21 protein-coding genes are annotated in these 25,840 nt (G+C 72.0%); 10 read left to right on the forward strand and 11 right to left on the reverse strand.

What is annotated here, in order from left to right; all coding sequences use genetic code 11:
- Positions 1-54: 54 nt before the first annotated feature.
- Positions 55-2,451, reverse strand: coding sequence for a GTPase-associated protein 1-related protein (locus CU044_RS13885; protein WP_129768866.1), 2,397 nt, complete (start codon positions 2,449-2,451; stop codon positions 55-57).
- A 262-nt stretch (positions 2,452-2,713) separates the two neighbouring features.
- Between CU044_RS13885 and CU044_RS38570 the strand changes: the two genes are divergently transcribed.
- Entirely contained in the window at positions 2,714-2,881 is a 168-nt protein-coding gene (locus CU044_RS38570) for a hypothetical protein (RefSeq protein WP_165371888.1), read from the forward strand.
- Positions 2,882-2,972: 91 nt separating this feature from the next.
- Here the strand turns inward: CU044_RS38570 and CU044_RS13890 are convergent, their stop codons facing one another.
- From CU044_RS13890 to CU044_RS13900, 3 genes are all read right to left on the reverse strand, one after another.
- Positions 2,973-3,866 (reverse strand): oxygenase MpaB family protein, encoded by an 894-nt coding sequence (locus CU044_RS13890; RefSeq protein ID WP_240045572.1) that lies wholly within the window; start codon positions 3,864-3,866, stop codon positions 2,973-2,975.
- Positions 3,867-3,892: 26 nt separating this feature from the next.
- A complete protein-coding gene (locus CU044_RS13895; protein WP_129768868.1) occupies positions 3,893-4,837 on the reverse strand; it encodes a 4-hydroxybenzoate octaprenyltransferase in 945 nt (314 codons plus the stop codon).
- A 198-nt stretch (positions 4,838-5,035) separates the two neighbouring features.
- Positions 5,036-5,482, reverse strand: a complete 447-nt coding sequence (locus CU044_RS13900; RefSeq protein WP_129768869.1) for a VOC family protein — start codon at positions 5,480-5,482, stop codon at positions 5,036-5,038.
- A gap of 160 nt (positions 5,483-5,642) precedes the next feature.
- On the opposite strand from CU044_RS13900, the gene CU044_RS13905 reads away from it, so the two are divergent.
- Both CU044_RS13905 and CU044_RS13910 read left to right on the forward strand, forming a co-directional pair.
- Positions 5,643-6,599, forward strand: coding sequence for a hypothetical protein (locus tag CU044_RS13905; protein ID WP_129768870.1), 957 nt, complete (start codon positions 5,643-5,645; stop codon positions 6,597-6,599).
- A 162-nt stretch (positions 6,600-6,761) separates the two neighbouring features.
- Entirely contained in the window at positions 6,762-7,892 is a 1,131-nt protein-coding gene (locus tag CU044_RS13910; protein ID WP_129768871.1) for an aminopeptidase P family protein, read from the forward strand.
- A gap of 31 nt (positions 7,893-7,923) precedes the next feature.
- Here the strand turns inward: CU044_RS13910 and treZ are convergent, their stop codons facing one another.
- Positions 7,924-9,600 carry a malto-oligosyltrehalose trehalohydrolase gene (gene treZ / locus CU044_RS13915; RefSeq protein WP_129768942.1) on the reverse strand — a complete coding sequence of 559 codons (1,677 nt, stop codon included), beginning with the start codon at positions 9,598-9,600 and terminating at the stop codon, positions 7,924-7,926.
- Positions 9,601-9,975: 375 nt separating this feature from the next.
- On the opposite strand from treZ, the gene CU044_RS13920 reads away from it, so the two are divergent.
- Positions 9,976-10,524 carry a DUF1707 and FHA domain-containing protein gene (locus CU044_RS13920; RefSeq protein ID WP_129768872.1) on the forward strand — a complete coding sequence of 183 codons (549 nt, stop codon included), beginning with the start codon at positions 9,976-9,978 and terminating at the stop codon, positions 10,522-10,524.
- A 143-nt stretch (positions 10,525-10,667) separates the two neighbouring features.
- Here the strand turns inward: CU044_RS13920 and CU044_RS13925 are convergent, their stop codons facing one another.
- The 3 genes from CU044_RS13925 to glgX form a co-directional block, all read right to left on the reverse strand.
- Positions 10,668-11,747: a lytic polysaccharide monooxygenase gene (locus CU044_RS13925; protein ID WP_129768943.1), complete on the reverse strand. Its 1,080-nt coding sequence runs from the start codon at positions 11,745-11,747 to the stop codon at positions 10,668-10,670.
- A 205-nt stretch (positions 11,748-11,952) separates the two neighbouring features.
- Positions 11,953-14,307 (reverse strand): malto-oligosyltrehalose synthase, encoded by a 2,355-nt coding sequence (gene treY / locus CU044_RS13930; protein WP_129768873.1) that lies wholly within the window; start codon positions 14,305-14,307, stop codon positions 11,953-11,955.
- Positions 14,308-14,490: 183 nt separating this feature from the next.
- Positions 14,491-16,611, reverse strand: a complete 2,121-nt coding sequence (gene glgX, locus CU044_RS13935; protein WP_129768874.1) for a glycogen debranching protein GlgX — start codon at positions 16,609-16,611, stop codon at positions 14,491-14,493.
- 469 nt (positions 16,612-17,080) lie between these two features.
- On the opposite strand from glgX, the gene CU044_RS13940 reads away from it, so the two are divergent.
- Complete coding sequence (locus CU044_RS13940; RefSeq protein ID WP_129768875.1) at positions 17,081-18,313, forward strand: SAV2148 family HEPN domain-containing protein; 1,233 nt, start codon at positions 17,081-17,083, stop codon at positions 18,311-18,313.
- 163 nt (positions 18,314-18,476) lie between these two features.
- Positions 18,477-19,196, forward strand: a complete 720-nt coding sequence (locus CU044_RS13945) for a 3'-5' exonuclease (protein ID WP_129768944.1) — start codon at positions 18,477-18,479, stop codon at positions 19,194-19,196.
- Positions 19,197-19,321: 125 nt separating this feature from the next.
- Here the strand turns inward: CU044_RS13945 and CU044_RS13950 are convergent, their stop codons facing one another.
- Positions 19,322-20,194, reverse strand: coding sequence for an aminoglycoside phosphotransferase family protein (locus CU044_RS13950; RefSeq protein WP_129768876.1), 873 nt, complete (start codon positions 20,192-20,194; stop codon positions 19,322-19,324).
- Between the two features lie 125 nt (positions 20,195-20,319).
- Here CU044_RS13950 and mgt point away from each other — a divergent pair, with 125 nt between their 5' ends.
- The 4 genes from mgt to CU044_RS13970 all read left to right on the forward strand — a co-directional run bounded on the left by mgt (position 20,320) and on the right by CU044_RS13970 (position 24,283).
- Positions 20,320-21,531, forward strand: a complete 1,212-nt coding sequence (mgt, locus tag CU044_RS13955; protein ID WP_129768877.1) for a macrolide-inactivating glycosyltransferase — start codon at positions 20,320-20,322, stop codon at positions 21,529-21,531.
- Between the two features lie 448 nt (positions 21,532-21,979).
- Complete coding sequence (locus CU044_RS13960; protein ID WP_129768878.1) at positions 21,980-23,188, forward strand: S8 family peptidase; 1,209 nt, start codon at positions 21,980-21,982, stop codon at positions 23,186-23,188.
- 188 nt (positions 23,189-23,376) lie between these two features.
- Positions 23,377-23,925, forward strand: coding sequence for a DUF1697 domain-containing protein (locus CU044_RS13965; RefSeq protein WP_129768879.1), 549 nt, complete (start codon positions 23,377-23,379; stop codon positions 23,923-23,925).
- The gene (locus tag CU044_RS13970) at positions 23,918-24,283 is read left to right on the forward strand and encodes a nuclear transport factor 2 family protein (RefSeq protein ID WP_129768880.1); all 366 of its coding nucleotides are present in this window, start codon (positions 23,918-23,920) and stop codon (positions 24,281-24,283) included. The genes CU044_RS13965 and CU044_RS13970 overlap by 8 nt, the downstream gene beginning before the upstream one ends.
- On the opposite strand, the gene CU044_RS13975 is transcribed toward CU044_RS13970, so the two are convergent.
- Positions 24,218-25,132 (reverse strand): ATP-binding cassette domain-containing protein, encoded by a 915-nt coding sequence (locus tag CU044_RS13975; protein ID WP_129768881.1) that lies wholly within the window; start codon positions 25,130-25,132, stop codon positions 24,218-24,220. The genes CU044_RS13970 and CU044_RS13975 overlap by 66 nt on opposite strands.
- Positions 25,133-25,447: 315 nt before the next feature.
- Positions 25,448-25,714 carry a DUF1876 domain-containing protein gene (locus CU044_RS13980; RefSeq protein ID WP_129768882.1) on the reverse strand — a complete coding sequence of 89 codons (267 nt, stop codon included), beginning with the start codon at positions 25,712-25,714 and terminating at the stop codon, positions 25,448-25,450.
- Between the last annotated feature and the right edge of the window lie 126 nt (positions 25,715-25,840).

The raw sequence follows: 25,840 nt of genomic DNA on the forward strand, positions 1-25,840 counted from the left end.
GGCGGCACAACCGCCGCCCTCGGGTCGGACGGGGCGCTGTGGTGAAGACAGGCCCTAACGGGCTCGTCCGAGGCCGCCGAAGCGGCGGCTCAGCCGGCTGAGGGCCCCCGGGCGGTTCCAGGCCCTGAACTCCTCCGCCCGGTGAAGCCCCGCCCGCTCCAGGCTCCGCTCGACGGAGGCGGTGTCCTCGTCGGAGAGCGCGCGCACGGCCGGCCGCAGCACCTTGTCGAGCAGTGAGGTACGTGCCGAGTCCCATGCCCGGTTCGCGCCGGGCAGGGAGCTCCACGCGATGAAGCAGTCGGCGGTGTAGGCCGGCGCGGTACGGAGCCGGTCGCGCACCCGCTCCTCCTGGGCGGCGGTCGTGTACGCGGTGAGCAGCTGGGGCTCGCCGCAGTGGATCAGGGCGTACAGCTCACCCTCAGGACGCTCCTCGGAGAGGAGGCGGCGCGTGAGGGTTCCGAACACCCGGGCCAGGACGGCCGGTTCCACCGGCTCGGCCTCGGCGCGCAGCGCCAGCACCCGTTCCGTCCACGGCGGTCCGGCCCGGCCCGCGCCGATCTCGCCGGCGAACTCCAGGAGCAGCAGGGCGCCCCGTACGCGGGGCTCCAGCTCGTCGGGGAAGCAGCGCAGCAGATCGTGGGCGAGCGCGGCGGCGTCCGCGTCCTCGACGCCGGTGGCGGTGGCGGTGGCGGTGGCGGAGTCCGCGGGGCTGTCGAGCGCGGCCCGGACCAGCGTGCGCCAGGTGCCCGCGGCGCGGTGCGCGTCCGAACCCGTCTCGCTCAGCACCCGCCGTGCCTCGCCCGGGGCCGGCGCGCCGCCGTCCCACACCAGCTGTACGGCCGTACGCAGCACCAGCGGATCCGTGAACGGCGAGACCCCGCAGGCGCGCAGCGCGGCATGCAGCGCGGCGAGTCCGTCGCCGCCCCCGCCGGCCGGTGCCCAGGGCGCGCCGGCGCACATCCGCAGATGCGGCAGCGCCTGGACCCCCGAGAGAACCAGGGCCGTACGGCCGAGCAGCCGGACGGCGGCGGGCGGATCCTCGGCGGCCAGCGCGTCCAGGGCGCTGAGCAGCGCGGTACGCAGTTCGAAATGCTCCTCCAGGACGGTGAGCAGGTCCGGGGTGTCGGCGGCCTCCGGTTCCGCGAGCAGGGAGCGGGCCAGCCGCTGGGCGAGACCCGGCAGCAGATCCGTACAGTCCACCCCGAGCACATCGGCGACCCGCAGCAGCTCCACCGGCCGGGCGATCCCGGGGCCGTGGTCCGCGACGCCCGCGCGCAGCTCGGGAGCGAGCCCGGCGGCCAGGCGCTGCCCGAGATCGTCGGGGAGCGCCGTGAACAGCCGTGTCAGCGCGGCGAATTCGGCCGCCGTACGGTCCTCGGCACCCGCCTGGAACGCCTCGACGAGCCGGCGCAGCCGGGCGTCGCCCAGGGCCCGTGCGTGCGTCCGCGCCCAGTCGGCCGCCGCCGTACGGCCGTCGGGACCGGGCGCGAGATCCGCGCAGAGCGCCACGACGGCCAGCGCGCCGGGGGCGAACACCCCGCCCGGCAGCGCCGCCGCCTCCGTGAACAGCTCGGGCGCCCGGCCCAGCCAGACGCGCGCCGCGACACCGGCCCAGACGTCCGGCGTCGGCGCGTGCTCCGGGGGGACGGGGGCGGTGCAGTCGTGCACCCGGCAGCCGTGGTCGCGCCCGTCCGGCTCCGGCGCGTCCCCGGGCAGTACGCCGACGATCCGCTGCCGGGCGTCGCGCGGCCGGCGCGTATAGGTGGTGAACGTCAGCAGGTCGGCGCGATCGCGCGGCAGTACGGCGCAGGCCAGCGCGATCCACAGGGCCACGTCGGCGCTGTCCCGTTCCACGAGGACGATCCGCGCCGCCCGCCCCGTGTCCTGCCGCCCGGGGGCCTCGTCGGTCAGCTCGCGCAGACTGGCCAGGAATCCGGGGAGCCAGGGGCCGCGCGAGGCGGCGAATCCGACCAGTGCCTCCCGGCCGAGAAGGCCCGACGGGGGAAGCGCCTCCAACTGCGCGGGGAACCCGTCCGCCGGTGCGGCGGAGGCCCACCGCGACGAGTTCCAGGCGGAGATGGGCAGCCCTCCGCCGGGCAGCCCGGCGTCCCCGGGCAGCAGCACGGCGTGGGTGTGGGAGCCGGCCGGGCCGCCGCCGTTCGCGCCCGTACGCACCGCGCGGGCGAGCAGACGCGTACCGTCGGAGAGCAGGCTGTGGCTGAACGCCTGCGGGAACGCGGCGAGTTCGGCGACGCCGGGGTGCGTGGGGGCATCGCGCGGCGACTCGTATCCGAGCAGCGGCTCGGCCTCCTTGAGCAGCGACCCCGGTATGCCCGGGGTGACCGCGGTGAACCGGGAGCCAGGCCCGTCCGGTCCGCCAGGTCGGCCAGGCCCGCCCGGTCCGTCCGGTCCCTGCGGGGCCGAGGTGTAGTGCAGCTGCGCCAGGCTCATGCGCCGGCCCCCTTCGTTCCTTGCGTGCCCCGGCCGTCAACCCGGCTCGGGCGGCGTCGAGTTCGGCAGCACGAAGGTACCGTCCGGCGACGGGCGGCGCGCACAGACCCCCGCTCCCGCAGGGGCGGAGTCAGGGAATCACACCCGTGTTCGGGGGGTGTGCTGAACCCCCGGTTCGGGGGGCTGCCCTCCTGCGCGGGCGGGCTCGGTACGGCAGAGTGAACGTGCTGAGGAAAGCGTCCTGGAAGGTGAAGGAATCCCCATGAAAGCCCTGCTCTGGATCGTGCTCATCGTTTGCCTGCTGGCCAACGTGTACTTGAACTTCCTGGTGGACGACGGCGGGACGGAGATCGCGCTGAGCGTCGTGGCCGGGCTTGGAGTGGTGGGGTCCGGACTGGGCTTATGGCTGCTGCGCAAGTCCCCGTCCTAGGTCCTGTCTTCAAGCCTCCGTGCCGTCCGTCCGGAGGGCGGGCGCACAGGCATGAAGCGCGCTGCTGCCGGACGCCTCGACGATCTCGGCGTCACCCCCGCCGCGCCCCCGCCAGCCGCCCCCGCGCGGCGGCCTGGATCCGGGAGGGCCCGAGGCCCCACTGGAGGGTGCGTCCGACGGCCGTCGCCAGGGGCCGGTCCCAGCCGGTGCGGACGGGGGCCGGTCGGTGGATGCCGAGTCCGGCGCGGGCCCAGTCGGGGAGGAGTCCGACCGAGGCGTTCGTGAGCAAGCCCACGACCAGCCGCTCCCGTCGTGTGCGTCCGAACCGGCGGAGGAACCGTACCGAGTCCAACGCGGCCGGGGTGGCGTGGAGTTGGGGGCGGAGGCGGGCCAGGTAGTTCTCTGCTTCGAGGGACGTGCGCGGTACGTTCCGCGCGCCCAACGCCTCGGCCATGGGGGCGGTTTGGCCGTAGTAGGCGTCGCACTCGGCGGGGGTCAGCCGGAGCGGCCGGGGTGCGTAGGTCTGGTGGCCGGCGAGGAAGCTGCGCACCTCGGCGGTGTGCACCCAGGTGAGCAGGTCGGGGTCGTCCGCGCGGTACGGCCGGCCGTCGGGGGCGGTGCCGTGCACCCGGGTGTGGATCCGCCGGACGAGGTCGATCACCTCGCGGGCGGCGGCCGAGGAGCCGAAGGTGGTCGCGGTGATGAACCGTACGGTTCCGTTCAGCCGCCCGACCGGATCGGCGCGGAAGTCGGAGTGCTGGTCGACCCCCGCCATGGCCAGCGGATGCAGCGACTGGAGCATGAGCGCGGCGAACCCGCCGGTGAGCATCCCGGTGGCATGCCCGTGCACCCGCCACACCGGGCTCTCCGGCGCGATCCCGAACAGCCCGGGATCACCGGGCGGCCCCGCGTACCGCTCCAGCTTGAGATCCCCGCCGTGCGTGGTCGCCGTGAGTTCCGCCGCGATCCGTTCCCGCAGTCCCACCAGCACCTCCAGGGTCCATGTGTCCCTCAGCCGAGGGTACCGACCCGCCCGGCGAGCACGGCCACGAGGATGAGCAGCCCGCACAGGGGGTTGGTGCCGAACGCCCGCCCGCAGGCTCCGACGTCCGCGGGGTCGGCCCGCCATACCTGCCATCCCAACTGCCCCGCGACCACGCACAGTCCGGGCCAGTACAGCGGTCCGAGCCCGGCCACCACCCCGAACCAGGCGAGCAGCACCACACACCCCGCGTACACGCCGCCCACCAGCACCCGGGTATGGCGCCCCAGCAGCACGGCGGCCGACCGCACCCCGGCCCGCACATCGGCCTCCCGGTCCTGGCAGGCGTAGATCACGTCCGTCCCCACGGCCCAGCAGATCAGCGCCCCGTACAGCACCGCGCCCCCGAGCCCGAGGCCTCCGGTGAGCAGGCCGTAGACCAGCGGCACCGTCCAGTTGATGGTGATCCCCAGCCACACATGCGGCCAGTGGGTGACCCGCTTCATATACGGATACACCGCCGCGAGGGGCGCGCCGGCCGCCGCCCACACCACGGCCTCGACACTCCAGAACCCCATCACCAGCGGAGCGGCGGCACCGACCACGACGGACAGCACCAGTGCCCGCCCGGCCGACAGCCGCCCGGAGGCGACGGGCCGCCCCGCCGTACGCGGCACCTGTGCGTCGAACCGGGCGTCCAGCACGTCGTTGAGCCCGGAGGCGGCCCCTCTCGACAGCACCCCGTACACCAGGAGCAGCAGCCCGAGCAGGGCCCCGTCCCGTGGCCCGGCGATCGCTCCCAGGGCGATCCATCCGGGGACCACCAGCAGCCAGGCCCCCACCGGCCGGTCCAGCCGCAGTAACTCCAGATACGGCCGCACCCCGGCGGGGGCGCGCCCCACCAGCCGGGCGGCACGGCCTTGGTCCGGGACGTGAGTCGGAACATGGGCCGGGGCTTGTGAGGCGACGGGCATACCGATTCATGCCCCTTTCCAGGGGATTGTGTGATGATCGGTTCAACCTGGCCCCGGCTGGGCGGTATCTTCAAATGATCTTGACTGGTGGGTCATGGTCGGGTGATACGTCGACATCAACTGTCGGATGCCGACGGGGAGTTCGCCCGGCCGCTGCTGCGCGGGTCCCGGCGTGATCCATACAAGAGGCCCTGGGGCTCAGGCGGGCTGGAGCAGGTCCCAGCGGTTGCCGTAGAGGTCCTCGAAGACGGCGACCGAGCCGTACGGCTCATGGCGCGGCTCCTCCAGGAAGCGGACCCCGGCGGCCCGCATCCGCGCGTGGTCGCGGGTGAAGTCGTCGGTGTGGAGGAAGAAGCCGACCCGGCCGCCGGTCTGCACGCCGATGCTGGCGCGCTCCGCGTCGTCCTTGGCGCGCGCCAGCAGCAGGCCCACGGAGCTTGCCGTGCCACCCGATCCGCCCGTGCCACCCGATCCGTCCGAGCTGTCCCGGCCGCCGACGACCGCGCGCGGCCGGACCACGACCCAGCGCGAGCCGTCGCCCCGCTCGGTGTCCTCGATCAGCTCGAAGCCGAGCACCCGCGTATAGAACGCGAGCGCCTTGTCGTAGTCGTCCACGACAAGGGTGACCAGGGCGATATAAGGCATACGGCGTACGTTATACGTATGACCGGTGTCCAGCAAGAGTGGGCGGGCGCAGGGATGGCGGGATGCGGCCCGCCATGTTGTCACCCCCTCCGACTAGCATCAGAGGTTGGGCGATCACCGGGACGGGCGATCACCGGACGACCGGGCAGGAGGCGATGGTGTGGGGTTGTTCCGACGAGGACCGAAGCGCGACAGCCGCGACACGCCCCGGGACCTCGCGTTCTCCTTCTTCTCGGTCGACGAGGCCGCGCTGTTCCGCAGCCAGGTCCGGGAGGCCTTCGCCGAGCACGGCCTTGAGGTCACGCTCTACGCGGACCAGGTGACCGACAGCGCCGGCCGCCAGTTCGGTCTGGGCAATCTCGCCGCCGTCTGCCACCACGACGAGCGCGGTCCCCGCGTCTGGGGCGATCTGGCCCGGCGGCACGCGGGGATGGTGCTGCGCACCATGGACTCCCCGTCCGCGCTGGACACCCTGCCGCCCGAGCAGATCCGGGCCCAGCTCTACCCCCGGGTGATCAGTGAGGACGGCCTCGATCCGCAGACCTTCGGCTACGCGCGCTCCGTCGCCCCCGGGCTGTACGAAGTGCTCGCCCTCGACCTCCCCGAGAGCGTCATGATGCTCACCGACGAGGCCCTGGAGCCGCTCGGCCGGCTCCAGCACCTCCGTGACCGGGCCCTGAGCAATCTCCAGGAGCTGCCGATCGAGGGGCACGAGACCGTCAAGGACTCCGACGGGATGCGCTTCGAGGTGCTCCTCGGCGACTCGTTCTACACAGCCAGCCGGGTGCTGGCCCTGGACACGGTCGTACCGAAGGTCACCGGCCGGCCGGTCCCGCCGGACGGCGCGCTGGTCGCGATGCCCTTCAGACACCAGCTCGCCTTCCATGTCATCCACGACACCTCCATCATCCCGACCCTCAACGCCATGACCGCGTTCGCCGCCTCCGGGTACGAGGACGCCCCGGGGGCGGTCAGCCCGTATGTCTACTGGTGGCGCGCCGGCACGCTCACGCAGCTGAGTGCCAGGGACGGCGAGGGGCTGCGGATCGTCGTCGGCGACGACTTCCACGAGCTGCTGGAACGGCTGGCCCGCCAGGAGTCGCCGGACGACATCTGAGGAAGACATCCAGTCGGGGAAGCCGTCCCGTCACGGAACACCTCCGGTCACGGAACACCTCCGGCCGTGGACGACCTCCTGGCCGTGAATGATCTCCTGCCGTGATGGCCTCCCGGTCCGCGAGAGGCCTCCCGGTCCGCGAGCGATCGAGAAGGAGCACCTATGCCCACCACCGCCCCGCCCCCGCCCTTCACCGCCGACGACTACCGCGCCAGGATGGCCCGCGCGGCCGAGTCCGCCGCCGAGGCCGGGCTGGCGGGTGTACTGATCGCGCCGGGCCCGGATCTGACGTATCTCACCGGGTACCGGCCGACCGCCGACACCGAGCGGCTCACGATGCTCGTCGTCGCGGCGGGCCAGGACCCGGTGCTCGTGGTGCCCACGCTGGAGGCGCCTGACGCGGCACGGGCCCCCGGCGCCCCGGCGCTCACCCTGCGCGACTGGACCGACGGCAAGGATCCGTACGGTGTGACGGCCCCGCTGCTCGACCCCGCCGGGCGGTTCGGCGTCAGCGACAACGCCTGGGCGATGCATCTGCTCGCGCTGCAACAGGCGCTGCCCGGCACCTCGTACGTGGCGCTCACCGAAGCGCTGCCGATGCTGCGCGCCGTCAAGGACGCGCGGGAGCTGACCCGGCTCGCGGCGGCGGGCGCGGCGGCCGACGCCGCGTACGGCGAGATCCTGAAGGTCCGCTTCGCCGGGCGCCGGGAGACGGACGTGGCCGCCGATCTCGCCGCGCTCCTCCTCGAACACGGCCATTCCCAGGTCGACTTCACCGTGGTCGGCTCGGGCCCGAACGGCGCCGATCCGCACCATGAGGCCGATGACCGCGTCATCGTCCACGGCGACATGGTCGTCCTCGACTTCGGCGGGCTCAAGTACGGCTACGGCTCCGACACCACCCGTACCGTCCATGTCGGCGAGCCCGGCGCCGAGGAGCGGCGCGTCCACGATCTCGTACGCGAGGCGCAGCAGGCCGGGTTCGAAGCCGTACGGCCGGGAGCCGCCTGCCAGGACGTCGACCGGGCGGCCCGCGCGGTCATCTCCGCGGCCGGGTACGGCGAGTACTTCATCCACCGCACCGGCCACGGCATCGGGGTCACCACCCATGAGCCGCCGTACATGATCGAGGGCGAGGAGCGTCCGATGGTCCCCGGCATGTGCTTCTCGGTCGAGCCCGGTGTCTATCTGCCGGGGCGCTTCGGGGTGCGGATCGAGGACATCGTCACGGTCACGGAGGACGGCGGCCGGCGCCTCAACAACACCCCTCGTGAGATGGCGATCGTCGAGTAGGCGCCGCTCGGCCGCAGCGTCCGGGTCCGCGTCAGCCGCCCGCCAGGACCACGCACGACTCCGGCGGCAGTCGCAGTACGCCGTTCGCGCCCGGCGGTTCGGTCGGCTGCCAGGACGCCAGGACCCGGCCCGCGTCGCCGAGCAGCGGGATCTCCGCGGGTTCGCCGGAGAGATTGACCGCGACCCGCAGGTCCCCTCTCCGGTACGCCAGCCAGCGCGCCTCCTCGTCGTACGCCACCCGGACCGCCGCCAGATCCGGATCGGAGAGGTCCGGGTGGGTGCGCCGAAGGGCGATCAGCTCGCGGTACCAGGCCAGCAGGCGCGCGTGCGGCTCCTTCCCGGCCTCGGAGCGGTCCAGACAGGAGCGTTCCCGCGTCGCCGGGTCCTGTGGGTCGGGGATGTCCTCCGCCGCCCACCCGTGCGCGGCGAACTCCCGGCGCCTGCCGGTCCGTACGGCCTCCGCGAGCACCGGGTCGGGATGGTCGGTGAAGAACTGCCAAGGGGTGGTCGCGCCCCACTCCTCGCCCATGAAGAGCATCGGGGTGTGCGGCCCCGTCAGGACGAGCGTGGCGGCGCAGGCGAGCAGTCCGGGGGAGAGGGTGGCGGAGAGCCGGTCGCCGAGCGCGCGGTTGCCGATCTGGTCATGGGTCTGGGCGTAGCCGAGGAAACGGTGCGCGGGCGTTCGCGCGCGGTCGACGGGGCGGCCGTGCGTCCGGGCCCGGAAGCTCGAATACGTACCGTCGTGGAAGAAGACGCGGGTGAGCGTCTTGGCCAGCGCGGCGAGCGGCTCGCGCGCGAAGTCGGCGTAGTAGCCCTGGGATTCACCGGTGAGCGCCGCGTGCAGCGCGTGATGGAAGTCGTCGTTCCACTGGGCGTGCAGCCCGAGGCCCCCCGCCGCGCGCGGGGTGGTGGTGCGCGGGTCGCCGAGGTCGGACTCCGCGATCAGGAAGAGCGGCCGCCCCAGCTCCGCGGAGAGCGCGTCGACGGCCGTCGACAGCTCTTCGAGGAAGGTCATCGCGCGCTGGTCGGCGAGGGCGTGTACGGCGTCGAGCCGCAGCCCGTCGAGCCGGAAGTCCCGCAGCCAGGCCAGGGCGCTGCCCAGCAGATACGCGCGCACCTCGTCCGAGCCCGGGGCGTCCAGATTGACGGCGGCCCCCCACGGGGTGTGGTGGGTGTCGGTGAAGTACGGGCCGAAGCGCGGCAGATGGTTGCCGGAGGGGCCGAGATGGTTGTGCACCACGTCGAGCACCACGCCCAGACCCAGAGCGTGCGCGGTGTCCACGAAGCGCTTGAGCCCCGCGGGCCCGCCGTACGGCTCGTGCACCGCCCACAGCGAGACGCCCTCGTACCCCCACCCGTGGGTCCCGGGGAACGGGCACACCGGCATCAGCTCGACATGGGTGATCCCCAGTTCGGCCAGGGGAGCGAGCCGTTCGGCCGCCGCGTCGAAGGTGCCCTCGCGGGTGAACGTGCCGATGTGCAGCTCGTACAGGACCGCGCCGGGCAGATCGCGGCCCTGCCACGGCGTGTGCCAGGCGTACGCCGACTGGTCGACGACGGCGCTCAGGCCGTCGGGGCCGTCCGGCTGGCGGCGGGAGCGCGGATCGGGCAGTACGGGCCCGCCGTCGAGCGCGAAGCCGTACCGCGTACCGTCGGCGGCGGGCGCCTCGGCGGTCCACCAGTCCGCCCGCTCCGAATCGCGCTCCATGGGCAGTCCGGTGCCCGCGTCGCCCGCGCCGTTTCCGCTGCTCCGGCCGCTCTCGCCGGTTGTGCCGGTCCGGTCGTCCGTGTCGTGTCCCGCGTTCCGGTTGTCCCCGTTGCCGCCGGCGTCCGCCAGCCGGAGCACGATCCCGTCCTGCGCCTGCGGCGCCCACACCTCGAACCGCACGGGTGGTTCCCCCTCGTCGTCGGCACTGTCCACTCGTCTCCGCCACACGGTGACAAATTCCATCGTGACAAGCGAGACGGCGCGAGGCGCGGCGACGGCGGCGAAAGGGGCGGGGGCGTCCGGCGGCGAGGCCGGAGCGGCGGGAACCCCTGACCGTCTGGACACCTCAGGTGCGTCGGAAGGACAATCACGTCTGTGACGTCCTCCTTCGAGTTCCACACGTATCCCGCGCGGCTCTCCGACGCCGAGCGCGACCGTGTCCTCGCGGTACTCCGGGAAGGCGCCGCGCAGGGCAAGCTGTCGCACGACACCTTCATGCGCCGGATGGATCTGGCGCTGGCGGCGCGCAGGGCCGATGAGCTGAAGCTGCTCACCGCGGATCTGGAATCCGAAGGCCCGTGGTCCCGGCGGGTGTTCGGCACGGTGAGCCGGGTGTCCGCGTTCTCGCAGCGGCTGCGCAGGGCCTGGCAGGCGGAGCGGCTGCCGAAGCTGCTGCTGCCCCATCCCGGCGCGTATCCGCTGCGGATAGGCCGCGATCCGGCCAACGGGCTGCGGCTCAGCCATGACACGGTCTCGCGGCTGCACGCCGAACTGAGCATGCAGGGCGGGCGGTGGATCCTGCGCGATCTCGGCTCGACGAACGGCACGACGGTCAACGGCCGGCGGGTGACCACGACGGCCGAGGTGCGGGACGGCGATCTGGTGAGCTTCGGGACGATGGGCTTCCGGCTCGCCTCGCACTGACGGGCAAGCGGAGACGGCGGGGCCCGGCCCGCCGTTCCGGGTGGGGTGGGGGAACGGCGGGCCGGGCGGTTCGCGGGCTCGGCGCACGCGACCGTGTGCTCAGCGCACGCGACCGCGCGGGTCAGTGCACGCGCACGCGCGGGTCAGTGCACGGAACAGGGTGATGCCGAAGTGATGTCCGGCGGGCCTCCCGTGGCCACGTAACTGAAGGTGGTGGAGGCACCGGCCGCCAACGAGCCGTTCCAGTCGGCGTTATGGACCATCACCTCCTGTCCGCCGTAGGTGGCGTTGCCGTTCCAGAGGCTGTCGACCCGCTGGCCGCCCGGCAGGGTGAACTCCACCATCCAGCCGAGGATCGGGTGGCCGCCGGTGTTCTTCACCGTGACCTCCGCCTGGTAGCCGCCCGACCAGGTGCCGGTGGCCGTGCGGGTGGCGGTGCAGGTCGCCGTGGGGTCGGTCGGGTCGGTCGGGTCGGTCGGGTTTCCGGGGTCGCCGACTCCGGTCACCTCGCCCTTGCCGCCGTCGAAGACCACGTCGGAGCAGCTGTAGAAGGTCTCCTTGCTGTCCGACCGCTCCCACACCATGTAGATGATGTGCCGGCCGGACTTCCCGCCGGGCAGGTTGCCGGTCCACTTGTAGGCGCCCTCCACCGTCCCGACGGGCCCGGTGACCTGCGGGTGGTCGACGGTCAGGAAGGGCTGTGACTCCAGGTCGGCCCAGGTGAAGGTCTTGGTGGGGTCGAACCCGTCCTTGGTGACATAGACACGGAACCAACCGGGGTGCGCCGCCCAGGCGTTGTACGAGAAGTCGAGCGACGCGCCCGAGGTCAGATGGGTCAGCGGCCAGTCGTTCCTGGCCAGGTCGAAGCCGGTGAACGTGGTGTTGCCGCCGCTGCACAACTGTCCGTCGGGGATGAAGCCCTGGGTCCGGCCCGCGCCGTCGGAGCGCAGCACGGAGAACCAGTTGTAGAGCGGGGTCGTGCCGCCCGCGGCGACGGCCGCCTTGCAGGCCGGGTTGATCGGTTTGATCTCACCGGTGCTGCTCAGGCCGTCCTTCCAGCACATGAACGTACGGCTGGCCGGCTGCATGGGGGTGCCGTGGGCGGACGAGGTCCCGCTGGTGCCGACGACCAGCAGCAGGGCGGGGAGTACGGCGAGCAGGGCGAGGAGGACGGCTCTCCGGGGATGCGACAGCCACCGCGGCCGTCGTGGGGGGTGCTTCATCACGCGAGTCCCTTCGTCGTGATCATGACAAGTGGATGATGAATGGGAGCGCTCCCATTTCGGAACGTAGCGCGGCCCGCCCACTCTGTAAACGCTTCGTGTGCGAAAGGCTTCGGGTGAGGAACGTCCGGCCCGCCGACCGATGGCCGGCCGGTCCGTCCCCCGGTCGTCGGCCGGCCCCGTCAGGCGCTCGTCGGCCGGCCCGTCAGTCGCTCGTCAGCAGCGCCACCGGGAACTGGTCGAGCAGCTCCGCGAGCCGGGGCGCGCCCGACACCTCACGCCCCGTCAGCACATCGCGCCAGCGGCCGGGCGGCAGTGCCAGTTCGGTCGAGCGCCACCCTCCCGAGCGCTCCAGTCCGTACGGCAGCCGGGTGGTCACGGTGATCACGCGCCCCGACCTGACGAAGGCCAGACAGTGCGACGAGGCGGGACCGGCCGCCGGCAGCGGGGCGTACGTCCCCGACTCGCCGAACAGCTCGGGCCGTTCAGCGCGCAGCCGGAGCGCCGCCGTCGTGATCACCGTCTTGTCGTCCGGCGGCCCGGTCCTGAACGGGCGCCTGTTGTCCGGGTCCACCAGCGCGAAGTACGCGCGCTCCGTGCCCTGGTAGAGGTCGGGCACCCCCGGCATGGTCAGCTGTACCAGTGCCGCGCCCAGCGCACTGGCCCGCGAATACGGCGCCAGCGCGCGGCTGAGCGCCGCGACCGCACGCCGCGCGGTACCGGCGGGACCGGCCTCCACGAACGCGGCCACCGCCTGCTCGTACAGCGGCTCCGCCTCCGTCCAGCTGGTGTGCAGCCCGGCTTCCCGTACGGACTTCAGCAGCGCGGGCACCATCCGCGAGCCCTCCGGGAGAATGCCGTCGGCCGCCGGGGTGAAGCCCACCGCCGTCTGCCAGGCCTGCCAGGCCACCTGAGGATCCGGCGCCGGCGCGGGCACAGCCCCCGCCACCTGCTCCAGCAGCTCGTACCAGCGCTCGGGGCACTCGGACAGGACGGCGATCCCGGCCCGGACGTCCGCGCTGCGCTTGGTGTCGTGTGTGGTCAGTACGGTGCCGGTGGCCGGCCAGTCGCGCGCCAGCCGGGCGCAGTACGCGTGGAACCGCTCCGGGGTCACCGCGGGACGGCCGGGATCGCCGCCCACCTCGTTCGCGGAGAGCAACGGCACATAGCGGTAGAACGCCGTGTCCTCCACCGACTTGGCGCGCAGCGCGGACGCGGTCTGGGCGAAGCGCGCGCAGAAGGCCGTATGGTCCGGGCCGGTGCCGAGCCTGCCGAGCGCCAGCTCCCGCACCACGTCCACGGCCGTCGCCTCGCGCTCCACCGGGAACACGGTCTTCGCCTGCCGCGCCGCCTCCGCCGAGACCGCCGCCTCGGCCGCCTCGGGGCAGGGGCCGCCCGCCGTCGTATAGGGGCGGTAGACGGGGACCCGTACCAGCAGCTCCCGGATCGCGGTGCGCAGCGCCCAGGGCGCGTGGTCGCGCAGGGCGGGGTCGGCGGCGCAGACGCGCTGCGCCGTACGGACCAGAGTGGAGATCTCGGCGGCCAGTTCATGGAAGACGACCTTGTACGCGGCCCGGCGCACCGTCCCCTCCCAGTAGCCGCCGCGGTCCCCGACGGGCGCGGCGACCTCGCGGTAGCGCGTCTCCAGCGCCTCGGCGCCCACCGGGTCCGTGAACACCCCGTCGATATGGCGCAGCGCGTCATAGCCGGTGGTGCCGGCGACCGGCCAGCCGGCCGGAAGCACCTCGTCGTCGGCGAGGATCTTCTCCACGACCGTCCAGCACTGCCCGGCCGTCGCCTCGTGGAGCCGGCGCAGATACTCCTCCGGGTCGGCGAGTCCGTCCGGGTGGTCGACGCGCAGCCCCTGGACGACTCCGTCCCGTACCAGCTCGATGATCTTGGCGTGGGTGGCGGCGAACACCTCCGGGTCCTCCACCCGGACCCCGATCAGCTCGGAGATGGTGAAGAACCGGCGGTAGTTCAGCTCGGTACGGGCCAGCCGCCACCAGGCGAGCCGGTAGTGCTGGGCGTCGAGCAGCTCGGGCAGCCCCAGGTGCTCGGTGCCGGGCGCGAGCGGGAAGCGCTGGTCGCCGTGGTGCAGCACCCCGTCCTCGACGCTCAGTCCGCCCGAGTCCAGTTCCTCCCCGATCGGCCCGGCCAGCACCGGCAGCAGCAGCTTGCCGTCGCCCGCCGCCCAGTCGATGTCGAACCAGCGGGCGTACGGCGAGTCGCGGCCCTCGCGCAGCACCTCCCAGAGCGCCTTGTTGTGCCGGGGCGCGGCGGCCATGTGGTTGGGCACGATGTCGAGGATGATCCCGAGGCCGTACTCACGGGCCCGGTCGGACAGCCGCCGCAGCCCTTCCTCGCCGCCCAGCTCGGCCCGTACGGCGGAGTGGTCGACCACGTCATAGCCGTGCGTCGAGCCCGGTACGGCCTCCAGGACGGGCGACAGATGCAGATGAGAGACCCCGAGCGCGGCGAGATAGGGGACGGCCCTGGCGGCGGACGTGAACGGGAAGTCCGGCTGGAGCTGGAGCCGATAGGTCGCGGTGGGAGTCATACGATCGTACGTACCCCGCTTCGCGCTATCTGTGTCATGCGGGAACCGTACGGGATCCCCGCCCGGGGGTCCGACCCGGGGAACACGGAAGGGGCGGCGCGGCAACCGGGCTTCCGGGCCCTGCGCGCCGCCCCTCCGTACGGACCGGGCGGGACGTGGAAGACGGGACTTTCGCAACACGCCCTAGGCCGGCCGCATCAGCACCGTCATGCTGCGGCCGATCATCGTGAACCGCTCACCGCCGTCGACCTTCTCGCCCTGTCCCGGAGTCACTCCCTCCGGCCGGGCCGTGTCCACCATGATCTTCCACTGCTCGCCGTGGTTCACCGGCACCACGAACTCCAGCTTCTCGGCGCTCGCGTTGAACATCAGCAGGAACGAGTCGTCCGAGATCCGCTCGCCGCGCGGCCCCGGCTCGGAGATCGCGCCACCGTTCAGAAAGACCGTCATGGCCTTGGCGTGCGCGGCCTGCCAGTCCTGCTGGGTCATCTCCTCGCCCTCCGGCGTGAACCACGAGATGTCCGACAGATCGTCGTGCGTGCCCTCCACCGGACGCCCGTGGAAGAAGCGCCGCCGCCGGAACACCGGATGGTCGCGCCGCAGCCACACCATCGCCTGGGTGAACTCCAGCATGGTGGTGTCGGTCTCCGCGCCCTTCTCCGGCCAGCGGACCCAGGAGACCTCGTTGTCCTGGCAGTACGCGTTGTTGTTGCCGCCCTGCGTACGGGCGAACTCGTCGCCGTGGCTCAGCATCGGGACGCCCTGCGAGAGCATCAGCGTCGCGATGAAGTTCCGCATCTGGCGGTTGCGCAGCTCCAGGATCTCCGGGTCGTCGGTGTCGCCCTCCGCCCCGCAGTTCCAGGAGCGGTTATGGCTCTCGCCGTCCCGGTTGGACTCGCCGTTGGCCTCGTTGTGCTTCTCGTTGTACGAGACGAGATCGTGCAGCGTGAAGCCGTCGTGACAGGTGGTGAAGTTGATGGAGGCGAGCGGCCGGCGCCCGTCGTCCTGGTAGAGATCGGACGAGCCGGTCAGCCGGGACGCGAACTCCGCCAGCGTCCTGGGCTCACCCCGCCACAGGTCCCGTACGGTGTCGCGGTACTTGCCGTTCCACTCCGTCCACAGCGGCGGGAAGTTCCCCACCTGGTAGCCGCCCTCGCCCACGTCCCACGGCTCGGCGATCAGCTTCACCTGACTGACCACCGGGTCCTGCTGGACGAGGTCGAAGAACGACGAGAGCCGGTCCACCTCGTGGAACTGACGGGCCAGCGTCGCCGCGAGGTCGAACCGGAAGCCGTCGACATGCATCTCGGTCACCCAGTACCGCAGCGAGTCCATGATCAGCTGGAGTACGTGCGGGCTGCGCATCAGCAGGGAGTTACCGGTCCCCGTGGTGTCCGTGTAGTAGCGGGGATTGTCGGCGAGCCGGTAGTACTGCGCGTTGTCGAGCCCCCGGAAGGAGAGGGTCGGGCCGAGGTGGTTGCCCTCCGCCGTGTGGTTGTAGACGACGTCGAGGATGACCTCGATCCCGGCGCGGTGCAGCGCCCGTACGGCCTGTTTGAACTCCAGGACCTGTTCGCCCCGGTCGCCCCAGGACGCGTACGCGTTGTGCGGGGCGAAGAAGCCGATGGTGTTGTAGCCCCAGTAATTGCCGAGGCCGGCGTCCACCAGCCGGTGGTCGTTGACGAACTGGTGGACCGGCATCAGCTCCAGTGCGGTCACGCCCAGCTCCGTCAGATGTTCGATCACCGCCGGATGGGCGAGTCCGGCGTAGGTGCCGCGCAGTTCCTCGGGCAGCTCCGGATGGAGCATGGTCAGGCCCTTGACATGGGCCTCGTAGAGCACCGTGCGGTGATAGTCCGTACGGGGCAGCCGGTCGTCGCCCCAGTCGAAGTACGGGTTGACGACGACGGAGGACATCGTGTGGGGGGCCGAGTCCATGTCATTGCGCGAGTCCGGCTTGCCGAAGTGGTAGCCGTACACCGACTCGCCCCAGTCGATACTGCCACTGATCGCACGCGCGTACGGATCGAGAAGCAGCTTGGCGGAGTTGCAGCGGTGTCCGCGCTCCGGCTCATAGGGGCCATGGACCCGGAAGCCGTAGCGCTGACCTGGCATGATGCCCGGCAGATAGGCGTGCCGTACGAAGGCGTCCGTCTCGCGCAGCTCCACCGCCGTTTCTGAACCGTCGTCGTGCAGCAGGCACAACTCGATTCGGTTGGCGGCCTCTGAGTAGACCGCGAAGTTGGTGCCGGCGCCGTCGTACGTGGCGCCGAGGGGATACGTCTGTCCCGGCCAGACCTGCATAGATAAGACTCTTCCATTTCTGATCCGGGTGCTGCGGGGCTCTTGAGCCAGATCTTCCCCGAAAGAAGGGCAACCACCTAGGAACCCGATGGGTTCTTGCCTCTTCTCGCCGGTTCTCGGCCGGGGCGGCGCGAGAGGCGGCATCAGGGGGGATGCGGGGGACGGCGCCAGGGGGCATGCGGGGGGACGGCACCAGGGAGGGGGCTTGGCGTCAACCTCGCGTGACGGGCCGTCGCCGGGCTCGCCGCGACGGTCCCGGCCGTCCCGCGCGTCTCCCGGTGTCCCTTCTGGCTCGGGCACGTATCAGGTCCAACCGCTATGAATCACCTCACTCCGGCCGATCTCGGCGCCGGGAACAAGCCTCACGATCAAGGGAGTTGGGAAAGGAGCCTGTGCATCCTGCTGCACTGCCTCCGGGATGCGGAGTACCCTTCCTTGATCGTTGAAGGGGAGAGAAGGCGGTGCGCGGGTGAGCTCGGGAGGGCTGGAGTTGCCCCCTGGTGACGCAGGTCATGCGGGGGAATCCGGCGAGATCCCGCCCGGAGCGGTCTCCCTCGCGCGACCGATGGAGATCGGGGCGGAACTGGAGTGGGGCGCGGACGCGTGGAGTGAGGTGCGTACGCGCGCGCAGCGGGCAGGACGCGCCTATATCTGGCTGAATCTCGTGGAACAGCGGCTGCGCGCGGTGGTCGCCGCGGTCCTGCGGCCCATCTACGAGCCCGTGCACGGCGAGGAGTGGGTGGTCGCCGCCGCCGGGCCCGCCGGGCAGGAGTGGGTGCAGCGAGCCGTCGCCGTACGGGAGGTGTCGCGGCGCAAGGGGTATCTGCTCGACCCGGCCGACGACAACGTCCTGAGCTTTCTCACCCTCCCGCAGCTGCGGGAGCTGATGGTCCAGCACTGGCCCTGCTTCGAGCCCTACTTCGACGACCGCCGGGATGTGGAGCTGGCGCTGGACGAGCTGGAGGTCGCGCGCAACGTCGTCTCCCGCAACCGCGCGCTCTCCGAGACGGTCCTGGCCCAGGCGGAGCGGGCCTCGGCCCGGCTCCTGGAGATCCTGGGCGGCGGCAGCGGGGTGCCCTCGGCGGTGCGGCTCCGGGTCGACGCCGTGGAGGATCTGGTCGGCGACCGGTACGCGGACGTGGTCTCCGTCCACCCCGACCGGGTGAGGCTGCAACGGCAGATCCCCGCCGAGGATCTCTTCGGCGGCGCCCGGCGTGTCGACGCCATCGGGATCGGGCTGAACCTGCTCGTACAGAACTTCTCGGGACGGCGGCTGGTCCGGCTCGCCGAGTCGGGCTGCCGGATACGGCTGGTCTTCCTCAACCCGGCGAGCAGCGCCGTCAAGCGCAGGGAGCGCGAGCTGGGGCTCAAGAAGGGCGAGCTCAGCCGGTCGGTGGAGATGAACATCCTTCATATGCGCCGGGTGCGCTCCAAACTGCGCGATCCGGGCGCGTTCGAGATCCATGTCTTCGACGAGACCCCGCGCTTCACCGCGTATCTCGTCGACGGGGACGGCCCCGACGGGCTGGCCGTCGTCCAGTCCTATCTGCGCAGGGCCAGGGGCATGGAGGCGCCGGTACTGGTGCTGCGGGGCGGCGGGCGTGAGGTGGTGCGTACGGGGCAGGACTCCGAGCACGGTCTCTTCCAGACCTACCGCGAGGAGTTCGAGTCGGTCTGGACCGACTCGCGGCCGGTCTCCTGAGCCGGCTGCCGCGAGCGCCCGCCGGAGCCGGCGCCGCCCGTCGGACCCGCCTGCCGGAGCCGCGAGACGGGAGCCGGAGCCCGTGCCGGGGCACTGTCAGTGGTGCGTGGCAGGGTGAATGTCCAACGGGGGAAGCACCACCGCACCATGAGGGAGGGCCATGATGACTTGGCATGGGGAAACACTGGTCGGCTTCGATCTGGAGACCACCGGCACGGAGCCGCTGGAGGCACGGATCGTGACGGCCGCGGTCGTCGAGGTACGGGGCGGCGAGGTGACACGGCAGCGGACCTGGCTGGCCGACCCGGGCATCCGGATCCCCGCCCAGGCGTCCGCCGTGCATGGCATCAGCAGTGAACGGGCCGCGGCGGAAGGGCGTCCGGCGCCCGAGGTGGCCGCGGAGATCGCCGGGGTCCTCGGTGACTACTGGACGCGCGGGGTGCCCGTCGTGGCGTACAACGCGCCGTTCGATCTGACGCTGCTCAGCGCCGAGTTGCGGCGGCACGGACTGCCGCCGCTGGAGCCGGTCGGGCCGGTGATCGACCCCTATACGATCGACCGCGCCGTCGACCGCTACCGCCGCGGCAAGCGCACGCTGGAGGCGGTCTGCGCGGAGTACGGCGTGGTGCTGGACGCCGCGCACGAAGCGGGCGCGGACGCGCTGGCGGCGGTCCGGGTGGCCACGGCGATAGCGGAGCGGCATGCCTCGGTGGCCGGGCTGACCCCGGCTCTGCTGCATGAGCGTCAGATCGGCTGGTACGCCGAGTGGGCGGCCGACTTCCAGGCGTTCCTGCGGAAGAAGGGCAACGCGGACGCGGTGATCGACGGGGTCTGGCCGCTGCGCGAGCCGGCGGCCGAGCCCTCGTCACGGGTCACGCCCTGACGGTGCCGGCCCATGAGACCGAGGCCGCCGGGACCGGGACGGAGACCGGGGACGCGGCCCGCCGGACGGGGTGTCGGATGTGCTCCACCGGGGCGCGGCGGGGCTGAGCGGAACAGGGCCACGGGTCAGAACGGGTACCAGCGGACCTCGGGATCGTCGTCGCGCAGCGAGGCGACCCGGCGGCGGAACTCGTCGAGGGCCTTGGGGTTCGCCGGGGCGTGCTGCGCCACCCAGGCGCAGCTGGCCGTCTCACGGGCGCCGCGCAGTACCGGGCAGCCCGCCCATTCGCGTACGTCCCAGCCGTAGACCGCCGTGAAGGTGTCGTACGCCTCGGCGGGCAGACCGTACCGGTCGCGGGACAGCGCCATGACCACCAGATCGTGTTCCCGCAGGTCCGAGGAGAAGGTCTCCAGATCGACCAGGACGGGGCCGTCCGGGCCGACATGGACGTTGCGCGGCAGCGCGTCGCCGTGGATCGGGCCCCTGGGCAGCCGGGGGACGAGTGTGGCGGCGGCCTCGGCGAAGCCGTCGCGACGGCCGCGCAGATAGTCGGCGTCGGCCGGGTCGATCGCGTCCCCGGCGATCCGCAGCCAGCGCTCGACGCCACCGAGCAACTCCCGGCGGGGGAGCGTGAACAGCGACGGGTCCGGGGCGGGCAGCGCGTGCACCAGCCGCAGCAGGGACGCCAGATCGCCGGGCCCCGCGGGCCGTACGGCGGCCGGCAGCCGGTGCCAGAGCGTCACCGGATGACCGTCCACCGACCGCGCTTCCGGCTCGGCCGCCCGTACGGCCGGAATCCCGCACTCCGCCAGCCAGGACGCGAGGGCGACCTCGCGCCGCGCCCGCTCCAGCAGCTCGGTGTGGTCCGTCGCGTCCCGGCCGACCTTGACGACCAGTCCGGCCGTTGCGAACACCGCGTTCTCGCCCAGGGCCAGCAGCTCCGCGTCGCGCGGCAGCCCCGTCGCGGCCAGGATCTCCCGCGCCCGCGTCTCGTCCATCGATGACTCTCTCTTGCTTCCGGTGGTCGCACCCGTCCGGCAAAGTCTCGCATTCGCGGACACGGGACCGCCCCTGGGCTCTCATTAAGTTGTACGAGACGTCTCGTCTCGTTTACGGTCGGGCCATGACCCCATCGAAGCGCGCCCATATCGCCATGTTCTCCATCGCCGCCCACGGGCATGTGAACCCGAGCCTGGAGGTCATCCGGGAACTGGTCGCCCGCGGGCACCGCGTCAGTTACGCGATCCCCGCCTCCTTCGCCGAAAAGGTCGCGGCCACCGGCGCGGAACCGGTGATCTACACCTCCGTACTGCCCGGCCCGGACGACGACCCCGAAGACTGGGGCACGGAGCTGATCGACAATCTGGAACCGTTCCTCGACGACGCCATCCAGGCGCTGCCGCAGCTGGCCGGGGCGTTCGAGGACGACCGCCCCGATCTGGTCCTCGGCGACACCACGTCCTATCCGGCGCCCCTGCTCGCGCACCGCTGGGGCGTTCCGTACGTCCAGTTCTCGACGCACGCGGTCGCCTGGGAGGGGTACGAGAAGGACGTCGCCGAGTCGATGAGCGCGGAACTCGACGCCTCCGAACGCGGGCGGGCGTACCGCGCGAGGTTCCAGGAGTGGCTGGACGAGCACCACATGGACCACACCGACCCGGACCGGCTGATCGCCAGGCCCGCCCGTTCCCTCGTACTGATCCCCAAGGCGCTCCAGTACAAGGCCGAGTCCGTGGACGAGTCCGTCTTCACCTTCGTCGGTGCCTGTCAGGGGGACCGCGCGGAGCAGGGGGAGTGGAAGCGGCCCGCCGGGGCGGAACGGGTGCTGCTGGTCTCGCTCGGCTCGGCCTTCACCAAGCAGCCCGCCTTCTACCGGGCGTGCGTCGAAGCCTTCGGGGGGCTGCCGGGCTGGCATGTCGTCCTGCAGATCGGCGCGTACGTCGACGAGGCGGAGTTGGGCGACGTGCCGGCCAATGTGGAGGTGCACCGCTGGGTGCCGCAGCTCGCCGTCCTCAAGCAGGCCGACGCGTTCATCACCCACGCGGGCGCCGGCGGCAGCCAGGAGGGGCTGGCGACGGGCACGCCGATGGTCGCGGTCCCGCAGGCCGTCGACCAGTTCGGCAACGCCGACATGCTGGTCGGGCTGGGTGTGGCCCGCCGCCTCGACACGGAAGCGGCCACCCCCGAGGCCCTGCGCGAGGCGGTGCTCACCATGGCCTCGGACCCCGAAGTGGCCAGGCGGCTCGGGGAGATCGGGCGAGAGACGGCGAAGGAGGGCGGCACGCGACGGGCGGCGGATCTGATCGAGGAAGCCCTGCCCGAGGGTGCGGTCTGAACGGCGGGTGGGGGTGAATGGCGGGTGGGGTGTGAACGGTGGGTGCTCACACCGAACGGCGGATGCTCACTGAACGGTGCGTGCTGACGGAGGGTGCGTGCTGACGGAACGGGCCTCCCGGCCGCCCGGGTTGGGGCAGGGGCGGATTCAAGCCGCGTCGCCCCGCGCCCCGGCGGTCCGGGAGGGGGATCCCCTCCTCCCGGGGCCGTGCGGACATCTCTCATCAAAGAGGTCCGAAGCCCCCTGCGCCTCCCGGGGGTTGGCGGTCAGGACCGATGTGTTCCGGACTGGCCGATTTCTTATTACGAAATGTTGTTTACTGCGTCACGGCTGTATGAAGCCCTTGATCTGAGCGCGTCAATCGGCCAGGGTTTCGCATCAGTCCGTCGGAGATCTTCCGTCCGGCGGGCGATCCCCCCACAGATAGTGACGAGGAGTCCCCCTCTTCATGGCCATACAGAAGCGCGCGAGAAGGATCAAGCTCACCGCCGCCCTCACCGCCGTGGCCGCCGCGGCCGGAATCACCGCGTTCACCTCCCCCACAGCGGGCGCGGCTCCGGCACAGGCAGTGGTGTACGGCGCCGACGCCAAGGACGCGGTCGCCGGCAGCTACATCGTGCTGCTGGACCAGAAGACCGCAAGGAAGACCGACAAGAAGGACCTGGCCAAGGAGTACGGAGGCCAGCTGAAGCGCAACTACAGCACCGCCGTCAACGGCTTCTCCGCCAGCGGGCTCACCGCGCAGGAGGCCAAGAGCCTCGCGGCCGACCCGGCCGTCGACAAGGTCGTCCAGAACAGGACGTTCACCGTCAGCGCCACCCAGGCCAACCCGCCGTCCTGGGGTCTCGACCGGATCGACCAGTCCGCGACCGCCGGTGACAGCGCCTACACCTACCCGGACGGCGCGGGCGAGGGCGTGACCGCGTACGTCCTCGACACCGGCGTCCGGATCAGCCACCAGGACTTCGAGGGCCGTGCCAGCTACGGCTACGACGCCATCGACGGTGACGACTCCGCAGACGACGGCTACGGCCACGGCACGCACGTGGCCGGTACGATCGCGGGCGCCGCGCACGGCGTCGCCAAGAAGGCGAAGATCGTCTCCGTCCGGGTCCTCGACGACAACGGCTCGGGCACCACCGAGCAGGTCGTCGCCGGGATCGACTGGGTCGCGGCCAACCACCAGGGCCCGTCCGTCGCCAACATGAGCCTCGGCGGCGGCGCCGACCCCGCCCTCGACGAGGCCGTCCGCAACGCCATCGCCTCCGGTGTCACCTTCGGCGTCGCGGCCGGAAACGACTCCAGCGACGCGAGCACGACGTCGCCGGCGCGGGTCGAGGAGGCCATCACGGTCGCCTCGTCCACCGAGACCGACGGCCAGTCGAGCTTCTCCAACTACGGCACGCTGGTGGACCTCTACGCGCCAGGCTCCGCCATCACCTCGGACTGGAACGACAGCGACACGGGCGTCAACACCATCTCCGGCACCTCGATGGCGACGCCCCATGTGGTCGGTGCCGCCGCGATCTACCTCGCCGGTCACCCGGACGCCACCCCGGACCAGGTCGCCACGGCCCTGACCGACGGCGCCGTCCCGGACGTCATCACCAACCCGTCCGCGGGCACCCCGAACAAGCTGCTCAAGATCGTCGAGTAGTCCCGGTACACCCGGCAGGCTCGGCACATCCGGCGGCCGTCGCGCTCTCCCCCACGGAGTGCGGCGGCCGTCGCGCCGTGCGGTGCCCGCTGTGTGCCCGTCGCGCCGTGTGTGCCCGTCGCTCGTGGCGGCCGCGATCCGCTCGCGCCGGGTGCCCCGTGCGCGGCCTCCCGTCCTATCGTGTGCTCATGACCACGACGTACGCCGCCCTCCTGCGCGGGATCAATGTGAGCGGCCACAGACGGGTCCCGATGGCCGACCTCCGTGAGCTGCTCTCGGAGCTGGGCCACGGCGATGTCCGTACCTACCTCCAGAGCGGCAACGCCGTCTTCACCAGCGAATCGGACGACGAGAGCGCCCTCGGCGCCGCTCTGGAACACGCCATCGAGCGGCGCTTCGGGTTCACCGTCGACTGCCTGGTGCGCGGCGGTCCGTATCTGCGGGCCGTCGCCGAGGCCTGCCCCTTTCCCGCGCGTTCGCTGGAGGGCAGGCAGCTCCATCTCACCTGCTTCTCCGAGCCGGTGGGCCCCGAGCGGCTCGCGTCACTCGATCCGGCCGCGTACCTCCCCGAGGAGTTCCGGCTGGGCGACCGCGCGCTCTATCTGTACGCGCCGGACGGCCTCGGCCGCTCCAAGCTCGCCGGGGCGCTGGCCAGGCCGGCTCTGTTCAAGGGCGTCATCGCCACCTCCCGGAACTGGAACACCGTACTCAAACTGGTGGAGCTCACCCGTGACTGACCGAACCTCCGCGATCTCCGCCGCCATCCGGGCCGAACTGCGGCTGCTCGACCGGGCGGTACGGTCCTCGCCGATCCTGCTCGCGGAGCTGCTCCACCCGGACTTCAGGGAGTTCGGCGCCTCCGGCCGGGAGTGGGACCGCGCCTCGGTCATCACGATGCTCACGGAGCAGGGCGGCGCCTCGGTGCCCCGGCCGATCACCACCTCCAAGATGCGGGGCGTGCGGCTCGCTCCCGATGTGGTGCAGCTGACCTACGACAGCGACTCCAACGGCCGCCGGGCCCACCGCAGTTCACTGTGGCGGCTGACCGATGACCGCTGGCTGCTCTTCTTCCACCAGGGCACGCTGTTCGACTAGCCCGGGACTCTGTGCCCGTACCTGTGCCTGTTCCTGTCCACGCGCCGCGGCCGGACCGACCCGCTCGGCGCGCGCCGTCCACCGGCCGTCCGTACGGGAGATCCGCACCGGATGGTCGAAGCAGTCGCTGACCCGGTCCGTGGTGAGCACCTCGTCCGCGGGCCCCGCCCCCACACACCGTCCCGCGCGCAGCAGCATCGCATGCGTGGTGGAGGCGGGCAGCTCCTCCAGATGGTGGGTGACCAGCACCGTCGCCAGCTCGGGATGTTCCCGCCGCAGCGCGTCCAGACTGCTCAGCAACTGCTCGCGCGCGGCGAGATCGAGACCGGTGGCCGGTTCGTCGAGCAGGAGCAGCCTCGGCCGGGGCATCAGCGCGCGGGCGATGAGCGTACGGCCGCGCTCGCCCTGCGAGAGCGTCGGCCAGCGCGCCTCGTCCTTGCCGTCCATCCCCAGCATGGCCAGCAGTTCGCCCGCGCGCCCCCGCTCGCGCGGGGTGGGGGACCAACGGGGCACCGGCTCGACCGAGTTCGTCAGCCCGGTCAGTACGACATCACGCACCCGCAGCGGCGAACGCAGCGGATGGCGGGGGTTGACATGGCCGAGCCGGGTGCGCAGCTGCCGCAGATCGACCCGGCCGAGGGACTCTCCGAGGATCTCGACCGTGCCGCGGGTGGGGTGCGTGACCGCGCCCACCATCCCCAGCAGGGTGCTCTTCCCGGCGCCGTTGGCACCGAGCAGCGCCCAGTGCTCCCCGCCGCGTACGGTCAGTGAGACCGAGTCCAGCAGCAGCTTTCCGTCGCGGACGACATCGACATCTTGCGCGCGTACCACGGTGGCCGCGGTGATCATGCGTATGCGCTCCTTGGTTCCGTCAGTCGGTGGCAGGCGTGACAGGCGTGACAGGCGTGGTGAGCGCTGCCGGCGTGTTCAGGTCAGCGCGCCGTTGGCCGCAGGAACCAGGGCGGAAACGCGAGACCGCGGGCCTCGCACAGACGCGAGCACCACGGCCGAGGTCCGGTCGAGGAGAGGGAAGCGGTTCCGCACCGAGGCGATCCCGGTCAGGGAGAGCGCCCGCTCCAGCTGGTCGGCGGTGATGGTGTCCGGACCGACATACCGGATCTTACCCTCCCGCCGCAGCTCGCCGGGGAGTGCTTCCGGTCGCCGTTACCTGCGGGACGCCTCCGCGGGGCCCGCGAGGTCGACGATGTCGTCGGAGGCGACGTCATGCAGGCGGATGGCCAGATCCTCCAGCGCGCGGCTGGCGGCGAGCTCGTCGCCGATCTCGGGCACGGTCCGGTCGATCGGATTGCGCCGGGCCATGCCCCTGCCCGCGATACGTGAGGTGTCGCGGCTGGTCAGGACGGCATCGGCCGTGGTCTCGTCACCCTCTTCCGTGATGTGGATCCGCACGGTCCATTCCTTGGATTCCATGGTTACCACCTTCCGCTCCTCCGAGTCTCCGTACGGACGAGCGGAATGAATAGGGCCGAACGGTACCGCTAGGTCCTGTCTTCAAAGGAGCGCCGTCCGCCCGGAGGGCGGGCTCGGCGGCGGTCG

The organism is Streptomyces sp. L-9-10 (assembly GCF_004151105.1).
GTDB lineage: Bacteria > Actinomycetota > Actinomycetes > Streptomycetales > Streptomycetaceae > Streptomyces.